At 45.1% G+C, this 20,411-nt stretch carries 14 protein-coding genes and 1 pseudogene; 9 read left to right on the top strand and 6 right to left on the bottom strand.

Going from position 1 to position 20,411, the window contains the following annotated elements; translation table 11 throughout:
- Nucleotides 1-38: 38 nt before the first annotated feature.
- The 5 genes from NXV01_RS13845 to NXV01_RS13865 all read left to right on the top strand — a co-directional run bounded on the left by NXV01_RS13845 (nucleotide 39) and on the right by NXV01_RS13865 (nucleotide 5,071).
- The gene (locus tag NXV01_RS13845) at nucleotides 39-1,754 is read left to right on the top strand and encodes a FimB/Mfa2 family fimbrial subunit (RefSeq protein ID WP_259022677.1); all 1,716 of its coding nucleotides are present in this window, start codon (nucleotides 39-41) and stop codon (nucleotides 1,752-1,754) included.
- A gap of 169 nt (nucleotides 1,755-1,923) precedes the next feature.
- Nucleotides 1,924-2,406, top strand: a complete 483-nt coding sequence (locus NXV01_RS13850; protein ID WP_259022678.1) for a LytTR family DNA-binding domain-containing protein — start codon at nucleotides 1,924-1,926, stop codon at nucleotides 2,404-2,406.
- Nucleotides 2,407-2,554: 148 nt separating this feature from the next.
- A complete protein-coding gene (locus NXV01_RS13855) occupies nucleotides 2,555-3,076 on the top strand; it encodes a hypothetical protein (RefSeq protein ID WP_259022679.1) in 522 nt (173 codons plus the stop codon).
- A gap of 43 nt (nucleotides 3,077-3,119) precedes the next feature.
- A complete protein-coding gene (locus tag NXV01_RS13860; protein WP_259022683.1) occupies nucleotides 3,120-4,640 on the top strand; it encodes an MACPF domain-containing protein in 1,521 nt (506 codons plus the stop codon).
- Nucleotides 4,641-4,753: 113 nt separating this feature from the next.
- On the top strand, nucleotides 4,754-5,071 hold the full coding sequence (locus tag NXV01_RS13865; RefSeq protein WP_259022684.1) for a hypothetical protein: 318 nt from the start codon (nucleotides 4,754-4,756) through the stop codon (nucleotides 5,069-5,071).
- Nucleotides 5,072-5,167: 96 nt separating this feature from the next.
- On the opposite strand, the gene NXV01_RS13870 is transcribed toward NXV01_RS13865, so the two are convergent.
- The 6 genes from NXV01_RS13870 to NXV01_RS13895 all read right to left on the bottom strand — a co-directional run bounded on the left by NXV01_RS13870 (nucleotide 5,168) and on the right by NXV01_RS13895 (nucleotide 10,746).
- Complete coding sequence (locus NXV01_RS13870) at nucleotides 5,168-5,749, bottom strand: DUF6291 domain-containing protein (RefSeq protein ID WP_259022685.1); 582 nt, start codon at nucleotides 5,747-5,749, stop codon at nucleotides 5,168-5,170.
- Nucleotides 5,750-5,842: 93 nt separating this feature from the next.
- Entirely contained in the window at nucleotides 5,843-6,922 is a 1,080-nt protein-coding gene (locus NXV01_RS13875) for an AAA family ATPase (protein ID WP_409012932.1), read from the bottom strand.
- Nucleotides 6,916-7,290 carry a helix-turn-helix domain-containing protein gene (locus NXV01_RS13880; protein ID WP_259022688.1) on the bottom strand — a complete coding sequence of 125 codons (375 nt, stop codon included), beginning with the start codon at nucleotides 7,288-7,290 and terminating at the stop codon, nucleotides 6,916-6,918. Before NXV01_RS13880 ends, NXV01_RS13875 begins: the two co-directional genes overlap by 7 nt.
- A gap of 280 nt (nucleotides 7,291-7,570) precedes the next feature.
- Nucleotides 7,571-8,347 (bottom strand): hypothetical protein, encoded by a 777-nt coding sequence (locus NXV01_RS13885; RefSeq protein ID WP_259022693.1) that lies wholly within the window; start codon nucleotides 8,345-8,347, stop codon nucleotides 7,571-7,573.
- Nucleotides 8,348-8,538: 191 nt separating this feature from the next.
- Nucleotides 8,539-9,669: a site-specific integrase gene (locus NXV01_RS13890; protein ID WP_259022694.1), complete on the bottom strand. Its 1,131-nt coding sequence runs from the start codon at nucleotides 9,667-9,669 to the stop codon at nucleotides 8,539-8,541.
- Nucleotides 9,670-9,810: 141 nt separating this feature from the next.
- Nucleotides 9,811-10,746 carry a helix-turn-helix domain-containing protein gene (locus tag NXV01_RS13895; protein ID WP_259022695.1) on the bottom strand — a complete coding sequence of 312 codons (936 nt, stop codon included), beginning with the start codon at nucleotides 10,744-10,746 and terminating at the stop codon, nucleotides 9,811-9,813.
- 661 nt (nucleotides 10,747-11,407) lie between these two features.
- Between NXV01_RS13895 and NXV01_RS13900 the strand changes: the two are divergent.
- The 4 genes and pseudogenes from NXV01_RS13900 (at nucleotide 11,408) to NXV01_RS13915 (ending at nucleotide 20,411) form a co-directional block, all read left to right on the top strand.
- A pseudogene (locus NXV01_RS13900) lies at nucleotides 11,408-14,231 on the top strand (two-component regulator propeller domain-containing protein).
- 569 nt (nucleotides 14,232-14,800) lie between these two features.
- A complete protein-coding gene (locus tag NXV01_RS13905; RefSeq protein WP_258980064.1) occupies nucleotides 14,801-15,316 on the top strand; it encodes a sigma-70 family RNA polymerase sigma factor in 516 nt (171 codons plus the stop codon).
- A gap of 69 nt (nucleotides 15,317-15,385) precedes the next feature.
- Nucleotides 15,386-18,688: a TonB-dependent receptor gene (locus tag NXV01_RS13910; protein WP_258980066.1), complete on the top strand. Its 3,303-nt coding sequence runs from the start codon at nucleotides 15,386-15,388 to the stop codon at nucleotides 18,686-18,688.
- Between the two features lie 13 nt (nucleotides 18,689-18,701).
- Entirely contained in the window at nucleotides 18,702-20,411 is a 1,710-nt protein-coding gene (locus NXV01_RS13915; protein WP_259022696.1) for a RagB/SusD family nutrient uptake outer membrane protein, read from the top strand.

Consider the following 20,411-nt stretch of genomic DNA (forward strand, 5'->3'; position numbering starts at 1 on the left):
CAAGAAAATAACATAATAAAAATTTAATAATCAGTAATATGAAGAATTTTCTTTCTTTGATGCTGGGCATAGTAGCTATGCTGGCATCGTGCAGTCAAAGTGAAGAGTTGCTGAACGAAAGCAACACTGCGAAACAAGTGACGTTCTCGCTCACAGCAGATGGACAGACACAGACCCGTGCCGCGATTGGCACTCTGCGTTACGTTATGGCTATTTATGACGAAGCAGGAAAGACAGTAGTGTATCCAGCCACGGAGTACAACGGCAGCACCTTTGCCGTGCGCCTCGACCCGGGCAAATACACTTGTCTCTTCTGGGCTGACTATGGCAGCGAAAACTACAACGCCACCGACTTGAAGAACGTGACTCTGGATAGGGGTTCGGCGACTAACATCGAAGCCTTCTATGCCAAGCAAGGCATCACCGTCACCGATGGCGGAACCGTGAACGTCACGCTCAACCGTGCCGTGGCAAAAGTGGTATTGAAGGAAACTGACAGATTAGAGGCAGGAAGAATAAACATCACCTACAACGCTGCACAATGCTTCAATGTGAGCGGTGGAGATGCATTAAACGAGGCTACCGCCAACGAACTGATAATCATTCAGAACACCATCACAGGTACAGCCTCACAGCCAACAGAAGTAGGCAGCTTCTTCGTATTGGCAAGCAGTAACGAGCGTACGTTGAGCGACTTCAAGGTAAAGTACAACAGCGAGGCAGAGAAGACAATCTCCAACGTGCCCGTACAGGCGAACTACGTAACCAATATCAATGGTAAGTTCAGCGTGAACGTAAATCAGCCGTTCAACATCAGCATCAACGATGTCTGGGCTACTACAGACAAAGAGATTGATTTTCCGCCATATATCACATTCTCTGCCGCCAGCCAGCAAACGTTCGGAATGAATTTCGATGCATATAGTGTGAATGGTACATTTGCTTTGGGATTGGGCGAATATTTCGAGTACTCCGTAGGCGATGGTAACTGGCAACGGTTTACAAACTCAGTCAGTGGTATTGCCTTTGGAGGCACATTGGGTGACCTCCGTCTGCGTGGCAAAAGCAGCCAGGGTACTACATCTCTAGTACCTTACTGTTATTCATCTATCTCTTTCGGAAATTCAAATATTCCTGTTAGCTGCAAGGGTGACATCCGCACACTTGTTGACTATGAGAACTTCAATACTGCAAATACCTCCAATGCACGATTTCATTTCTTGTTCTATAGTTGCGCCTCTCTCACCACTGCCCCAGAACTACCTGCCATGAATCTAGCTTCGCAATGTTATAAGGGCATATTCTACGGTTGCACCTCTCTCACCACAGCACCGGAACTACCTGCCACAACTTTGGCTGAGGGATGTTATCAGGGCATGTTCAATAATTGCGCCTCTCTCACCACCGCTCCGAAATTACCTGCTACGACACTAGCAGATCACTGTTATCGCCAAATGTTCTACGGTTGCACCTCTCTCACCACAGCACCTGAGCTTACAGCCGAGACATTGGCAGAGGGGTGTTACTTTATGATGTTCTCCAGTTGCACCAAGTTGTCTAAGGTAAAAATGCTCACAACGGATGTAACTGCAGATGGGTGTTTCGATGATTGGCTTTTTAATGCAGGCACTGAAGCGTCTTCTCGTACACTGATATTGTATAACAGCTCAGTGTATGATGAATTAATCAACCGTGCCTATCTTTTTGACAATTGGAGAGATGGTCAGGCAACTATCCAGTACACGACCCCATAAAAAAGAACAAATAATAGTAGGAGGCTGCAAGCGGCAACGAAATGCCATTTGCAGCCTTCTTTGCGTTTGTGTATATGCTAACTACAAACCAACTTCCGTGAACCACAAACTAACTTTGGCAATAGGCATAGATAGTCGTTTGTTTGCACTCTGGTTAAAACAAATGACTATGAATAATATACAGAAACTGATGCCTGTGTCACTCGTGGTTAAGGCATTTCGTGAGGCAATAAAACTCTTTGTAGCGGATAAGTATTTGGTAAACGACATGATGTCGCAGTTTGAGGGCGGAATGAATTGTGGTTGTGAGGAAAAGCCAAAGTTGCTGTTTTTGAAAGGCAAGGGAGAGGACGTATGTGTAAACTTGAAGGATTTAGTCTGGATTCAGGCAGATGGCAGTTACGTGCGCTTTCATTGCGTCAATGGAACAAGCAAGATAATGAGCGGAAGCTTGCAAGCTGTAATGCTCCAACTCTGTGCAGGTGGAGTTGATTACATTATCCGCATTCATAACTCTCATGCGGTAAATCTCTATCACATAACGGGACGATGCGGCTACATACTCTTCATCGGCAAGACAAATTTGTCTGTAAGTGCAAAATACAGGAAGTCATTCTCAAAATATTACATAGACATCAGTAAAACAGTGTAAACATCCAAATTACAAACCAAATCCAGTGAACTACAAACCATGTTTCGTAAGTTGTGTGGGTTGTCTTAACTTTGCACTATCAACGTTGACAAGGCGGTTCCTGAAAAGCCTAATAGTAAAGAGAGTAAGGATAATAATACTTCAGATTATGGAAATAAAGACTTTTAAGAAAGGTGAAAAGTTTTATCACGCAACCATGCAGATAGATAATATTGGAGGGAAAGATTACACCGAAATCCTACAGACATTATCTGATAGCAGCAAGGGCAATGAGAATTCGGATTGGGGTAATTCTTTATATACATCACAATACAAGGATGTAGCACTTGGTTACATTTGTCAAGATGGGGAAAAGGGGTGTATCATAGAATTGGAAGCCAAGGAACCTATACCTTGTTTTTATTCGGATGAGATTATTTATGCCAGTTCATCTTGCGGGCAATACACACCAGAAAGCACAAAAGAAGAGATTTCCAAATTTGTGCAGGAGAAGGTTGATGGTCCCTTTATGACTTTCTTAGGTAATAAGGGATATGTGTTTGAATGCTTTCATGATGACTCGAAGAGAACAGAGGTTATAATACCGAGCTGTATGGTTGAAAAATTTGTTGTTGTTAAGGTAAATTATTTAAGATACAACACGCGAGAATTCCGTTACGAAGAAATATAAGTGTAATCTTTGACAACAACAAGCATAGCGAGAAGAAATCAATATGAGTAACGAAGTAAAAACAACATTCAAGACGGTTAACACAGAAGATGCTAACCTCGTCTCAAAAACAGGCCTGGGCTGTGGTGTTGACATCACAGGAGTACTTGGAACCAACGAATCTGTCAAGACACAAATTCTTGATTACGGATTGCTCGTGCAGAATGCTCTCGTTGAGATTGACGACATTGAGATGTATTACAATGTGGAGCGTTCGGGAAAGGATTATTCCGAGATGACAAATGCCATCAACAATTGTCTTGCCGGCAAGATTTCTCTCGGAGTGAGGGGGCTTTCGTTTGGAAGCAACCTGAACAGGTCATTCAGCAAGAGCACCAAACAGGTGGACATCTACGAATATGCAGAAAAGATGATCATTCGCAAGATGTATGCCCTGAACATCAAACCACACATCCAGGATTCGCTCCGAGATTATATCTCTGCAGACGTATGGAAAGAAATCAATGCAACCGACACCAACAATCCTTCTTCTGCAGAACGCACTGACCATAAGCGCATCATAGAGCTGTATAGGAAATACGGAACTCACGTCACCACCAAAACTTTCTATGGGTGCATGTATGAATACATCATGCGCCGTGAGCAGAACGATTGGGAAACCTCGATAGAGAAACTTCTGAAGATGGACACGGTCGCAAAAATTCCTGCCATAGGTCCTGTCGCTCCCGTAAATCCGACAGAAGAGGTTACATTCTCGGAAAAAGACAAGGAGTGTCGGAGCAACTCCAATGTTGAGACTGCAGAACACAGATATGGTGGTGACACCTCAATCAGGGATGTCAATGATTGGATGAACAGCTGTGCGAAAGGTGAGAAAAACAACTGCGCCCTTCTCGGCTATTCATTGGGAGTAGATACCGCAACCGACAGCGGACTGATACCACTGTACAGTCTCTTGGACTCCACCGATCCTCGCCGTCAGGCAATGAAAGATGCCCTGCAAGAATACATGGACACCTACGGACAGAAAGCGGAACAGCGCAATATGGTCATCGTTGATGCCATAGCCATGCATATCAAGTCGGGAAGCGCAAAGGACTACATATATGCAGAGGACATAAACGGAATCCGCCGTAAATTCTTCCGTCTTGACGAGAACATGTACGACCACGTGAAGGGTGCTACAAAAGGAAAGATGTACTTCTACTACGCATTGGGACATCTTACCGACAATGCTGTAGTTGACATGAAGTTCTGTGGCAAGGGTGCTGCCGACGGCGACTGGAAGATAAGAGGTTGCAATTCGAATGAAGGCGTTACCGGCTGCCTGAAAGACAGGTATCTCGCCATCAAGATGCGCAATGTGAACAATTATCCAGATGCTGGTATGTATGTCACAGGCTTCGGTGTGAATGTGAAAGGTAAGGTGAAATCCATATCCAAAGGCACGGAGGTCGGGTTCAACTGGACTTGCAACAAGGATGGAGAGGGCTGGTACAGCAGCGGATTAATCCACGACGACGTGAAGTGCATCATCACAAAGGACAAGCTGAACAACTTCTGACAGTTCGTAAAGACCCAATATCAATAACAGTCGGGGTGTATCAAACCGCCTCGATTGTTTTTGCATATAAGTCATTTCCCAAAATACGCCAGCTCCCCTCCCAACAACAGAGGTTGTTTGTACTACCATCATATCCCGCTGTCCGGTTGGAGACTGGCAGGGACGGTGCTTGTCAGCAGTCCACGGCTCAACGGATGGGGCGTGAAGGAGATAAGGTTTGTGGAGACGGTGAAATGATGTGTGTGGTGTGTATATCGACCTGTCCACAGCTTGCTGTATTGTGTGGTCAGCCTCCCGACGCTCCGAGAGCGGGAGGGGTATTAGGCTACCCCTCCTATGCGATATTTGTACAATGGGCAAGCCCAACGCTGGCAAGCAAATGGCAAGAGCAGGAATGCGGTGTACGCTGCGCGTCCTGTCTCTTGCTATGATGGTTTTACCGATTATCGATGGCTAACTGCTAAAAATGGAGGCATCCGCAAGTGGCAAAAGCACTATTCCAGTCAAAGACCGCCATGCCGGATATGTCAGTCATGTGTGCCGGATTGCTTCTCCCATGGTCTGGCGGTAAGATACTGGCGGAGATAGCCGAGTTCTTCCGCTCCATCGGGATTGTTCCTTAACTTGCAGACATAGCCAATGGCTTCCTTTCTCGCCCTTTCGTCAAGCGACTCCCACAGCACCTGCGATTCCCTGAGGCAGGAGTCGAGCGAATCGAGTTTGGGATAGATTGATGTCATTCGCTCAAAGGGCGTGCTTTCCGCAGCGACTGGCTGCGGTTCGCTGCCTTCATAGGGAATGGTAGCGGAATCGCTTTCCATGGGTACTTGGTCTGTCGGCTGCATCGTCTTCGCCGCCTTTTGCTTCTGTCTGTTCCTACCCTTTGCGTTTTCCTTGTTCACGATGCGCCTTTTCTCTTCCGAGTCGGTCTGCATGTCGATTTGCTTTCTGAACAGGGAGAACAGAGCCATCAGTATGGAGTTGCTCCATTTCGGCAGTGTACCGTCGTGCGCATAGCAGGCGATAGCCTTTGCCATCTGTCCTGCTTCCTTGTCTTCCATTTGCGCCAATGTGTGGAAGATGTCTTCTGAGAAAATCAGTCTCTTCATGTTTACTTCTTTTTTTATGTTTCACTTTATAAAATACTTTTATGTATGCCCTTGGAATAAAGTCAAGTCAGCATGACTTTGTATCAAAGGCGTTCAATAGTGAGCCTCAGGATTGGCGATATACTTCCTCTTGTCGTCCTGCAGCACCATTCGCTTGTTGCGCAGGAAGGTGACCACACTCACCGCCTTGTTGTAGTTGATTTTCACACCCTCCTCCAGATAAGCGTCTTGCAGGGCATGGCAGAACCCGTCATAGTCGTAGCTGGGACTGGCGGCGAATACCCGTTCCAGCACATTGAGATGGATCTGGGCGGGGATTTCCCTGTAAGGGTCGAAAGGCTCTTTCTTCGGTCTGCCCACGCTGGCGGCAGAGGGTGTGTAGCCGGCCACGAGTTCCGGCATCGCATCGTCGTTGATGCGGAAAGCGAACGGCTCGAAGTCCATGCTGCGTATGTGGACAGCCTCGACCACGCTGACGCTGCTGTCCGCCTTGTCCTTCTCCACCTGCATGACGGTCTCTGCCTTGTTGTTCAGCTCCGTACCCACATGCCCACGGGCGTTGTCGTCCGACTTGTTCTGATGGAGGATGGTGTGCAGGTGCAGCTGGTACTCGTCCGTCCACTGCATCAACTTGGAGATGATGCGGGACGACTCCGCAGGGGAGTTGATGTCGTGGATGAGGTCGCGCACACCGTCGATGATGACAAGGCCGAGGTGTTCCGTGCTCCTGATGGCTACATCGATGATGGCGAGGCGTTCCTCTGGCGTGTTCTTCCTGAGGGCAAGGAACTGCAGACGGCTGCAGTCCTTGTCTTCGGGCAGACCTGCCAGGCGAAGGATGCGCTTCATCACCTTCTGGCAGTGGTAAGTGCTCTGTTCCGTATCGACATAGAGGATGTTGTCCTTGTTTTCCGGGAATGAGGCAGTGTAGCATAGCACGGGGTGGTCGCACAGGGCGGCGGCGACAATGGCGGAGAGGTTGAAGGTCTTCTTGCTCTTCGCCTTGCCCGTGGATGCGCTGAAGTTGCCGAGTGTGGCGATGCAGACACCCTTGACCATGATGACCTCCGGCTGCCGCTCGCATTCCGTCTCCACGCTGAGCATTGCCTTCTTCCACAGGCTGACAGCCACGTCATGGCTGATTTCCTTAACATTGTTCTCCATACTCACCATGTCCTGTTGTTTGGTTTGCGCCTGTTGGATGCAAGCACGGCGGCATTCTGTTCCTCATCAGTCAGCGGCACGGGATTCCTGCGGTTGCACTCCAGCCACTTGTCAAGCTCGTCCTGATAGAGGACATAGCGCTTGCCTGGCTTGGTGGCAGGGATGCTTCCGTTGCCCAATTTCATATAAAGGGTACGTAGCGGTATCTTCAGATATTCCGCCGCTTCCTCCACCGACATGGGACGGTGGGTGTTCTCCTTGCTCTGTATGTTCTCTTCTTGCAGACGGTTGAGCATCTGCCTCATGCCGACAACCTCATCCCGAAGCTCGGCGACGACCCGCGGAAGGTCATTGAATGTGATGTTTGAATAGTCCATAAGAAATGACGGCTCATTTGAGAACCGTGGTGCAAAGGAACTGAATGATATGCCTGTGATACAGATTGTTGATGACAATCGGCGGATAATCATTGAATAATTGCACTATTAAGGAACAAGGGGTAAAAAAGAGGGGATAAGAGGGAGGAAAGACATAAAAAGCTTGTGTCGTACTGCAACCAATAAGCAATACAGGACACTATGGCATGTAACGAAAAAGGGAAGCCCCGAAGAGCCTCCCTGTGTCCAAGTTGAATGTATTAGGGTAAGATGGTGGTGGTTAGAAGTGAAAAACGTTATTGCTGGTTGGTTTAGGTCTGTCAAGCTTGATATGTCCATTGTCGGGATAGCTGGAAAGGCTTGCTTTCAGCGAATCAATCTCGATGCCCGCCAGTTCATTGGGGAACAGCTTCTTGATGAACTTGGCCTGTATATCCCCGGTATATCCGTTGTCAAAGCCGAGCCTCACGGCGATGTTCCAGACGAAATGCTTGAAGGAGATGGTCTTAAGCCTGTCATTTAGGTCAACCGTCCACTTCAGTTCCGCAGGCTGTGGAATATAGTTAGGGTCATCGCACCATGCGCGGATTTCACCACGGATATGGTCAATCTCGGGCATTCCCATAAAAGGTGACATCACCCTGCCCACATAGTCCATGATGGAATCCACAAGCTGCCGGTGCTCCTCCTGCTTCCTGCGCTCAAAGTCGTAACAATGCGCCTTGTACTCTTCCATAGTTATGGGCGGCACAGCCTGGACAGGAGGCTGGGAGGTTTGCTTGGCTGCTGTCGTGTCCGTCTCTTCCGTGTTTGACAGAGGTTTCCTTGATTGCCAGATTCTCATGAGGTCAAGAGGCATGTACTGGAACAGGAGCAGATAAAGCATCCACAGCAGGACGTTACTGCCAAGGAAGGACACTGCGGTTACAAACGTGCTTCCTGCAAAGTCAGAGGCGACCTTGCAGGAGAGGATGAGCGACACGGCGAGGATGGCTGTGCCGGGGAGACCGTAGATAAGGCAGGTCTCTTTGCTGATAAGCGTATTCAGATTTCTCATAACTATATGTATTTATATTGGTCAATGATACGTCTTGGTGACAGTTATTCAGTGCAAAGTTACTTAGGCTGGACGGTTGTATGCGCAGAAAGTAGCAAATATCTGCCGTTATTTATGACAAATTAGCAAATAGTCCGATTTCATACTTGAAAATCAGACTTAAACCGTGTGTGCGAAAGCAAATTACGGCATCAGGGATGCTCTTCTTTGCGCTTTATCGTGATGCGGTTTGCGGCATCCTTCTTCCTGCTGTCAACACTGTTAAGATACTGCTGCGTGGTGGAGATGTTCTTGTGTCCGACAAGCTCCTTCACGGTATTGACATCCGTGCCTGCATGAAGCTGGAGCGAGCAGAAGGTGTGGCGGCTTGAATGGTAGGTGATGTGCTTGGTGATGCCCGCAGCCTTCACCCACCTTTTCAGCGGTGCCTGCGTCATGCTGTCCTTGAAGCCGCGGAAGACTATCCCCTCCCTTATCCCGTCGTCTATCAGTGCCAGTGCCTCTTCTCCTATAGGGTTGTGGACAATCTGGTCGGTCTTCTGCATGCGGTCGGTGATGTAGAGCGTGCCGTCGGCTTCGGGCTGTATCAGCTCCCATGAGAATGGCTTGACATCGCTCTTCCTCAGTCCCGTGAGGCAGGAGAAGAGGAAGGCGGTCCTCAGGATGGGCACATCGCAGGGGGTCTCCGCCAGCTGGATGAGTTCTTCGGCTGACAGTCCCACCCTGTCGGTCGGGATGGTCTTGACACGCTCCAGATAGGGGCATGGATTCTCCTTTATCTTCCTGTCACGGTGGGCGGCATGGAGCGTGCCGAGGAAGGCTGACCAGTAGCTGGCGATGGTGTTGGTGTGCAGCTTGCGGTTGGTGTGGACAGCCTGGCTCGTGGTGCGCAGGTATTCGAGGAACTTGTTGCACATCTCAACGGTGACTTCGGCAAAGGTGCATTTGCCGCCCGTGAAACTGCTGAAATGACGGAAGGCATGCTCGTAGCGCGAGTTCTTCTTGGCGGCATGCTTCCTGAAGTAGTCGATGAAGCTGCCGTTCTGCTTGTTCTTGTCGAAGAACTCGTATCGCTCGTTCACTATCTCCTCGTAGCGGCGGCATCGCAGGGCTTCGGCCTTCTCCGACATGCGGGCGTTGTAGTCCTTCTCGCGCTGCGTCTTAGGATGTGCGTAGATGTAGATGCCGAGCGACTCATGGCGCATCACCTTGTTGGTGGTCTCGTCACGGTAGCCGGGGTAGTAGTCGAGGAAGTAGGACAGCATCTTGCCGCCCTTGATTTTCCGTGTGTAAAGGTTCACGGTCTTACAGATATTACTCATTGTTGTTCTTTATGATTATTGATGAATATTACAGGGTGGAGACCTTCTCCACGGTGCAAAGGAACTGAATGATATGCCGTTGATGACGGTTATTGATGATAATTGTCAGATAAATGCATTATCAACGGGAAATGGCGGGAACTACAGTCCCTTTTCAGCCCTTTCTGCCATTGCACGCTCCACATCGTCACGCAGCAGCAGGTTTCTCACACCGACTTTTCTCTTCGCTATTCCATGCACTTTGGTGATATGGTGGACGTTTGCCTTTGACAGTCGGTATTTCTCAGCTACCTCTTCCACTGTACAATAGCGGTCATCAGCCAGTACTTCCGTCTGCCGCAGCTCATCGAGGTGTGTCCTTGAATAGTAAACAATGCCGTACTCCCTCTTGGTCGGGATGCGGTGGCGGTAGGCATAGGCATGGATGGCGGTCGCACTCATCCCGTATTCCTCAAAGGCCTGTTCAGTGGTGAGCCAGGCTGTGATGGAGGCGATGTCAGCCGTAAGTCCGAGACATTCCTCCACGTGACTCTTGCTGTAGTAGTTCCTGCAGCCAATCCTGCAAATGGGGATTTGGTTGCGTTTGGCGGTTGTGTAGAGCCATGACGGCTTCACCTTGTAGTTGGCAATGACCTCTTCTCCTGAAATGTAGGTCAGCGGTTCATTGCTGGCAGTCTCTGCTTCCTGCTTCCTTAGCTTCCTGCTGGAATTCGTGGGTTTCGGTCTGTTGCCGAACACCACCTTATTATATGGGTTGCCTTCCAGCATAGACTCGATGTCGGCACGGCGAATGATTGCCATGCGGCTGCTGATGCGTGAGGCTTTCAGCTTGCCCTGATTCACGAGCTTATAAACGTACTGGCGCGAGCATCCCATGAGGATAGCCGCCCTGGAAAAAGTGAGATACTCCTGCTGTCTCAGTCCTACAACAGGTTCCGCTGCCCTTAGGAAATCCTCATGCCTTTTCTTTCTCTCTTTCTTTGCCTCATCGGCACAGCCGACAGAGCAGTACTTCTGCACTCCGCTGTAGGCAGTGAACTCCCTGCCGCAGCATGCACATCGTCTTGTCTTCTTCATTCTTTCCCTTTTGTTAGAGGTTATACACTGATGTATCTCGTGTGCGCTTGCCCTTGGCCCTGCAACACGTCTATCGGGGAGTGAACGGAAGTCAACTATTGTTGCCTGTTGTCAACTGATTCAACATCTGTGGCATTCCTGACGTGTCAGGTAGATTCCTGTCTCTGTTTGTGAACCGTTGTCAACCCATGTCAACTGACTGTGATTTCGTGGCAAAAATAAAGCCTCGCACATTCTCCGCGGTAGAAATACGTTGCAAAATTATACGGAAAATGTCGAAGCACCAAAAAACAACAGAAAAGTGTTAAAAAGGAAATATAGCTGATATTCAGCGTTTTATCTGCAATTGTTTCTCGTTGTATGCAGGTGGTTACATATATCTAATTACAGTTTTCGAATCCTGTTTGCCCCGTGGAAATATTATACAAAGAATGATCCGTTACTGGAAGCGGGATTATTAGGGCCTGTAAGGTTGCTTTGTGGAGAAAATGATTGATTGATAATTTATTCAGGCTACATTGAGTAAATATAATCGTCCCTTCGTATTTGTCTATACGCGTATAGCAAATGCGGAGGGATGACTTTTTTTATTAGAAGTACTCTCTTTTGGAGATTTTTATGTAAGTTTGTCACATGTTTAATATGAAAAAGCCCATTGTAGGTGAAAAGCACAATTAAATATCTGATTCTTTTATTAATATATTTGGTTTGTGGTGTAAATCTGCAAGCCCAGAATTACACGTTTCGTAATGTCGTTATGTCCGACGGCCTTTCCGGATTGTTGGTGAATGCCATTTATAAAGATTCGGAGGGGTTTGTCTGGCTGGGAACTGATAATTGCCTCGACCGTTTTGATGGTGTGAAAGTACGGCATTTTGAGTTTCGTGGAATGGAGTCCGGCAGAAAGAAACGGGTAAACAGTATCACGGAAACAGCCAATAATCAACTTTGGATAGGAAATGGTGTAGGACTCTGGCGGTTGAATCGTGTAAACAACCAGTTGGAGAGAATCGTTCCCGAAAAGATAGACTTCGCTGTCAATACGTTGCTGGCAGATGGCAACATTCTTTATATTGGTACAGAGAAAGGTTTGTTCATTCAAAAAGACGGTCAGTTGCTTCAGGTATTGACAGACCGTAATATGCTCGCCGCCTGTAACAGAATCATGGATATTTGCCTGAACGAAGATAAAAGTGCGTTGTGGCTGGCTACAGTGCAAGGTCTGTTCTTTTATTCACTGAAAGATGGTAAAATAGACTCTTGGCATTTCCATGAGAACGTGCCCGAAGCCGATTACTTCCGTTGCCTGACCCGGATTGACGAAACACTCTATCTGGGTACGATGAGTCAAGGGGTCGTCCGTTTCGACATAAAAAAGAAGACCTTCTCCCATGTGGTATCTTTGGGCTGTGATGTCATTTCCGATATCTCCAGTGATGGAAAAGAAACCGTATATATAGCAACAGACGGTAATGGCGTCCATTTCCTTTCGCATAAAGCCCAACAGGTGACACGCCGTTTTTATCATGATGTCAATGATAAAGAGGGGATTCGCAGTAATTCCGTTTACTCGCTGCTCGTAGATGAAAGAGGTGCTGTTTGGGTGGGACATTTTCAGGCCGGTCTGGACTACTCACTTTACCAGAATGGTCTTTTCCGGACTTACGCTTATCCTCCATTATTTAACTCGGCAAACCTCTCCATCCGTTCTTTTGTGAACCGGGGGGCATGAAAAGGTGATTGGATCACGTGACGGTTTGTTTTATATCAATGAGACTACCGGCGTCGTGAAAAGTTTTGTGAAACCCGTCCTGACTTCCGATTTGATCTTGACCATCTCTTTTTATGAAGGCGAATACTATATCGGCACCTATGGCGGAGGTATGATGGTGCTGAATCCGGAGACCTTGTCTCTGAAATACTTTGCCCAAGGCGATACAGAACTATTTCAGAAAGGGCATATTTTTTGTGTGAAACCGGATGAAAAAGGAAATCTTTGGATAGGTACTTCACAAGGCTTGTTCTGTTATAACGGACAGACGAAGCAGATTAAGCATTTCACCAGTGCCAACTCACAGCTGCCGGAAGGTAACGTTTATGAGGTGAGTTTTGACTCCACCGGCAAAGGATGGATTGCTACGGAAACCGGTATGTGTATTTATGATCCGGCTTCCCGGAATTTACGTTCCAATGTGTTTCCGGAAGGATTTGTGCATCAGGATAAAGTGCGTACTATCTACGAAGATGCCGAACATAACCTTTATTTTATTCGTGAAAAAGGGAGCTTGTTTACATCCACTTTAACGATGGACCGCTTCCGGAATCGTTCTGTATTCTCCACACTTCCGGACAATTCGCTCATGTCCGTGATAGAGGATAACCAAGGCTGGCTGTGGGTGGCTTGCAATGACGGATTGCTGCGTATAAAGGAAGAAGGAGAGGAGTATGACGCTTTCACTTTCAATGACGGAGTGCCGGGCCCTACGTTTACGAATGGAGCCGCCTATAAAGATGAAAAAGGAATCTTGTGGTTTGGCAACACCAAAGGATTGATTTATGTCGATCCGAAACGTGTGGACGAAGTGCGTGGTAAGAATCGCCCGATTGTGTTTACAGATATACTGGCTAATGGGGTTCCTTTCACTGATCCTTCTTTAAAATATAACCAGAATAATCTGACTTTCTGTTTCACGGATTTTGCTTACGGTCTGCCGTCTGCCTTATTGTATGAGTATCGACTGGAGGGAGTGGACAAGGACTGGAAATTATTGGCTGCGCAAAACGAAGTTTCTTATTATGGACTTGCTTCCGGGACATATACTTTCCGTGTGCGGCTTCCGGGTAATGAGCAGTCGGAAGCTACTTATCAACTGACAGTACGCCCCATAATACCTTGGTGGGGATGGGCACTTTCAGTTCTGCTAATGATGGGAACCGCGGCGCTTGTCAGATATTATGTGTGGAAACGTTTGAGGCGTTTACTTGCTTCTCCTGCTCCTGCAATTTCGGCATCAGTAAAGGAGGTACAGCAGAAAGAGCAACTGGAGGAACAATTGGAAGTAACTTCTGAACAACATTCTACTCCTGCCGAAGAGAAATATAAGACCAATCGGTTGACTGAAGAAGAATGTAAGGAGCTTCACAAGAAATTGGTAGCTTATGTGGAAAAAGAAAAGCCTTATATTCATCCCGATTTGAAAATGGGTGACTTGGCTTCTGCGTTGGATACTTCTTCACATTCATTATCGTATCTTTTGAACCAGTATCTCAATCAGTCTTATTACGATTTTATCAATGAATATCGTGTCACTCAATTCAAGAAAATGGTAGCGGATAGCCACTATTCCCGCTATACACTGACTGCATTGGCAGAGCTTTGCGGTTTTAGTTCGCGTGCTTCTTTCTTCCGGTCATTCAAAAAGAGTACGGGAGTCACTCCGAATGAATATATCCGTAGTATAGGCGGAACTGCCAAAGAAGAGTAATATCTTTCCTAATCTGTTAATAGAAAAGTTGTTCTTTTCCCTTTACAAACTTCTTTTGCTTCTATTGCAAAGTTACTTTTCATAGAGAGTAATCTATAAACGCAAGCTTTGTTTTTATAAACGCAAGTTGCATTTATAAAAACAAAGCTTGCAATTTTATAAATGCAACTTGCATTTATAGTTTATCCATAATCAAAAGTCACTTTACTATAAGTTCACAGCAAGTTTATCTTTAATGAAATGAAACTTATCTCTTAATGTTTGTGCTTCATTAACAGCTTTGATGAGTCAATAAGACAGTAGAGAGACAATAGTAAGATTGGAATGGGTGAAGGAGATGAAAGCAATTGAGTAAAAGTTGAGCAAAAAGGCGTCGATTTTACTGTATGGAGTCTCATTTTATAAAGTGATACTCTATTTTTGTTAAGTGTAAGTTGTTGATAACTATATTTTTAGTTTGAAATAAGTCTATCTAGATTCGTTGAGATTGATCCGCCTTATTTTCCGGCTGTTATATCCGGAATCCCCCCTATATTTGCATCGTGATCAAAACCGAAAAAGATAGTATTATGGAGACAACGATTAACACTTCCGACAACATCATTACCCGTTCATACGAGGAATATTATCAGGTGATTCTTACCTATATTACTTATCGTATCACTCATCGCTACGAAGCGGAGGATTTAACCCAAGATGTATTTGTACGTCTGCTGGACTACAAACAAATGCTCCGTCCGGACACAGTGAAGTATTTCCTGTTCACCATTGCCCGCAATATAGTAACCGACTATATCCGTCGTTATTATAAGAAACAGGAGATAGACAGCTACATCTATGATACTATGTCCACCTCTACCAATGAAACTGAAGAAAAAGTTATCGGTGATGATTTGATGACAATGGAGCGGACACGCCTGGCTGCCATGCCCGAACAACGTCGGTTAATTTATACATTAAACCGTTTTGAAAACAAAACCTCCCCGGAAATCGCCAATGAACTGAATCTTAGCCGTAGGACGGTAGAAAACCACTTGTTTCTGGGACGTCGTGAAATGCGCGAATTCTTCCGGAATTGTATATAATCTTATTCATTAATAAATAACCTTTTGTGCTTATGGAAAAGGAGTCAGAATTTACAAAGAGGTATTTGTATGCCTCATCTTATTTTAGAGAACAAAAATTTAATACTATTTTTAAACCTCAAATTTAATTTTATGAAACGAAGAGGATTAATTTTTAATTCGCGGCCTAACAAGACAGCAATGTTTGCGTTAGGATTAATGCTGGGACTTTGTCCTGTTTCAAAGGCATGGGCCGATACAAACATGAACGATGGCCAGGTGGTGGCACAGGTTCAAAAGAAAGTGAAAGGTACTGTGATTGACGCTACGGGCGAACCTTTGATTGGTGTAAACGTAAGTGTCGTCGGTCAGGCAGGGGGAACTATAACGGATATTGACGGTAAATATTCAATAGATGTTCCTGCGGGTGCACAGTTGAAATTCAGCTATATCGGATATCAGGATCAAGTGCTTCATACAACTAATCAAACTATATTGAACGTGACAATGAAAGAAAGCACGGAAGTACTTGATGAAGTGGTTGTGGTTGGTTACGGTTCTCAAAAGAAAGAAACGTTGACGGGGGCTGTGACGGTCGTGAGTGATAAGATGCTGAAAGAGAAAGGGACTATGTCCAGCCCGTTGCAAGCGATGCAGGGACAGGTTCCGGGCGTTATGATTACGCGAAACTCTTCGGCTCCGGGTGATGAAAGCTGGGGATTGAAATTGCGTGGTGCCGTTTCGGCTAATTCAACGGAACCATTAATTGTTATTGATGGAGTGGCCTATGAGAGTGTAAATGCGTTACGTAATATAAATCCTTCAGATATTCAGTCTATCAACTTTTTGAAAGATGCTTCGGCTGCTATCTATGGTTCACGTGCTGCCGGTGGTGTAGTATTGGTGACTACCAAACAAGCTAAAGAAGGAAAAGCCAAAGTGGAGTACAGCGGTTCGTATACTTATAAAATGGTAGGTCTTCAACCGGAGCTAATGAGTTTGGGCGAGTGGTCTAATGCTGTATTGCAAGCTCGTTATAATGACGGATATACAGACACGGACACTTGGGTTCAATATGCGAAACTTGCTTTGGCCAATGAGGGGAAATATATTGATTTGAGCCACAGTGCTAATCCGTTTACATCAGCCTTTACAGACGTAAAAGACTTTGTGTTTATGGATACGAATTGGACAGATATTCTTTTTGGAAATGCTGCCTCTACACAACACGATTTGGCAGTTTCCGGTGGTACGGAAAAGAATTTGTATCGTTTGTCCGCCGGATTTATGTACGATGACAGTAACCTGAAATGGGGAAATAACAATAACAAACGTTTTAATCTTCGTTTGACTAACAAGCTGAAAGTCTTTGATAATTTCACGATTGAATCTGTTATTGCATATAATCGTCAGGATCAGGTTTCCCCTTCTATGATAGGAAACACGTTGACATCGGGATATCCGCAGCCAGGTCTTCCGGCTGCCACTATTGATGGCAAACCTTATTCATGGGGTACTTGGATGTCTCCTATCTGGTATGCAGAGAAAGGCGGTGATAATAATTTGAAGGTGTCCGAAGTGAATATCAGTGAGAAGTTTACCTACAATATAAATAAATATTTGGATGTGGTTGCTAATTTCGGTTATAATTCGGGTACTGCTACGCGTGACATAAAGAAGATGGCTATTACTTCTTACAATTACGCCGGTACGGAAGTTAATGGAGGACCGTCTGTTTCTAACCAGGCTAATTCCTCTTACGAAAAAACCAGCTCCCGCACTGATTTCTACTCAATGACCGGCTATGTGAACTACCACAATACATTTGCGAAAAAACATAATGTGAGTGCTATGGTTGGTACACAGTACGAACTCAAAGAATATGATTACTTTGGTGTTTCAGTCAAGGATATTCAGAACTCTTTGGAAACGATTAACGGTGCCGGAGAAATTTCCTTGAAAGATAAGCATGGAACCAAATGGCATGAGGCTGTAATGTCTTATTATTCTCGTCTGAACTATAATTATAACGAGAAATATCTGTTTGAAGTGAATATGCGTTATGATGGATCTTCCAAGTTCCAACCGGAAAATCGGTGGGATTTCTTTTACGGACTGTCTGCCGGATGGCGCATCACTCAAGAATCATTTATGCAGAATATTAAATGGCTGAATGATTTAAAACTCCGTCTGTCTTATGGTGAAGTTGGTAATCAGAGTGGGGTAGACCGCTATGATGGGGCACAGTTCTATAAGTTTGAGTCTCAAAGTGGAGCATATCTGGGTGCTGGTAAAGCTACTATTATTGATACGAATGGTAAGATTGCTTCCATAGGGCGTGAGTGGGAACGGATTAAAAACTACAATGTAGGTGTCGATTTTTCTTTGTTGAATTCTCGTTTGAGCGGTACTGTAGAAGTATTTATGAAACGCAATGATAATATGTTGATCAACGTTTCGTATCCGGGAATATTGGGAGATAATGCCGGTATGTCCAATAGTGGTAAGTTTAAAGCTTATGGTTGGGAAGGAAATCTGAATTGGTCTGACAAGATAGGAAATGTACGTTACCATGTAGGGGGTACATTCTCTTATGCCAATAATAAACTGACTGATATCGGAGGAGTGACAGTTCTTTCGTCAGGATTTAAGGAGCAACAGCAAGGCTATCCGTTAAATAGTATTTTCGGTTTGCGCTATGCGGGCAAGATTCAGACAGAAGAACAGCGTCAGAAATATTTGTATCGTTTCTTATCGAGTAATTCTATTGGCCTGACCAACGACATACGTTTGGGAGACAATATGTACGCGGATATCAATAATGATGGTAAATTGGATTATAATGACTACGTGTATTTAGGAACAGACGATCCGAAAATCTCTTATTCATTTAATCTGGGTGCGGAATGGAAAGGCTTTGATCTGTCTTTGGTATTTCAGGGAGTAGCTAAACGTACGATCTTCCGTACGGGTGGCGGCAATAGTAACGATGGCAATGAAACCTGGCGTATTCCGATGAAGGCTGTTTATATGAATACCTCCAATCAATCAGTCGGTAATACATGGAGTCCGGAACATCGTGACGCGTTTTATCCTTCATATACCAATAATAATACCATCAATACGTACAACTATCAGGCTTCTTCCTGGTCAGTTGAGGATGGTTCTTATATACGCTTGAAGAATGTGACATTGGGATATACCGTACCTGCTTCTTTCTTGAATAAATTGAAATCCATAAGTGCTTGTCGCTTGTATATTACGGGCGCAGACCTTTGGGAACATTCAAAAATTAATGATGGATGGGATCCCGAAGCAAGTCGTAAGGTTTCGGATGCCGGACGTTTCCCATTTGTACGTACTGTAACTTTTGGATTGAATGTAACATTTTAATTGAATGATAATTATGAAAACATATAAAAAAGCTCTTTTATTACTGTCATTCGGTATGACTTTAAACTCTTGCCTGGATCTTGATCCGCAAGACCAGTTGGCTGATGGTAATTTGTGGGGGTCGGCCAGTGATTTCGAATACTTCGCCAATAACTTTTATGGTTGGACACGTGATTTTTCTACTGCGGTCTATGATGCTCCTCATTCCGATACGCGCTCGGATTTGATGACTTCTAACACGATCAACGAATATAGTCATGGTAATAATTCAATTCCTACGTCGGATGGTAATTATACAAGTAATTATGCGCATATTCGTCGTTGTAATCTTCTGTTGAAGAATGCGGCTTCCTATTCGGGTGCTGAATCAATCAGCCGTTATGTGGCTGAAGCTAAGTTTTTCCGTGCATATTGCTATTTTGATTTGGTACAATTATATGGAAATGTGATTTGGACTGCTGAACCACTGGACATTAATTCTCCGGAATTGAGAACTACCCGTAATGACCGTGGAGAAATTATTGATTATATAATTAAAGATTTGCAGGAAGCGGCACCCGAACTGCCGGAAACGATTGGTACGGAAGATGCCGGTAAAATCTCCAGATGGGGAGCATATGCTTTCCTATCAAGAGTAGCTCTTTATGAAGGTACATGGCAAAAATTCCGCAATAATGAAACACGGGGTAAGCCTCTGCTGGCTATTGCGGCGGATGCTGCAAAGAAAGTGATTGACAGTAAGCAATATGAACTGTTTAAACCCGCTGCCTTAGGTGAAATGGCTTATAAGTACTTGTTTACATTGGAAAATGTTCAATCTAATCCGGCCAATCTGACTAAGAGTGATAACAAAGAGTATATTTTCTCTCGTCGCCATGATGAAACGATTGCACCGATAGGAAAGAATATAACTCACAATTGTTTGAAAAATGTGCAATATATCAGTCGTAAATTTGTGAATCTATATCTTTGCAGTGATGGTTTGCCTATAGATAAGTCTGATTTGAGTAGATATGCGAAAATGAATACAGAGTTCCAAAATCGTGATAATCGTATGAAGAATAGTTTGCTTGCAAATGGAACTGTATATTGGGCAAATAAAGATGCGGAATGTCGTATTGACTGGAAAGGTTTGGAAGGAGAAGATGCACAGCATGCGATGACATGTGATGTCCGTTCAGGTTCGGGATATCAAAATCAAAAATGGTGTGCAGAGCGTAAAGTGAAAGATGAGCAAGAAGGCTATGATTATCCGATCATTCGTTATGCGGAAGTATTACTGAATTATGCAGAAGCTATCTATGAGCGGGACGGTAAGATCTCCGATTCGGATTTGAATCTATCTCTGAATTTAGTTCGTAAGCGTATAAATACGGAAATGCCGGAATTGAGTAATGACTTTGTAGAAGATAATAATTTGGATATGCGAGAGGAGATTCGTAGAGAACGCACAGTAGAACTTTACAACGAAGGTTTCCGTATTGACGATTTGAAACGCTGGAATGAGGCTATTACTGAAATGCCTAAAGATATATTAGGTATCAAATGGGAGGGTACGGAGTTTGAAACAGCTTGGCACAATGCTTCTTCTATGGCTCGAAATGAAGAGGGATGTTTAATTATGGAAAGTGGTCGTGCTTGGGGTAGCAAAAATGATCTTTATCCGTTACCGGCTGATCAAATCCAGTTAAACCCTAATTTGGGGCAGAATCCGGGATGGTAA

This window comes from Bacteroides sp. BFG-606 (assembly GCF_024788145.1).
Classification (GTDB): domain Bacteria; phylum Bacteroidota; class Bacteroidia; order Bacteroidales; family Bacteroidaceae; genus Bacteroides; species Bacteroides vicugnae.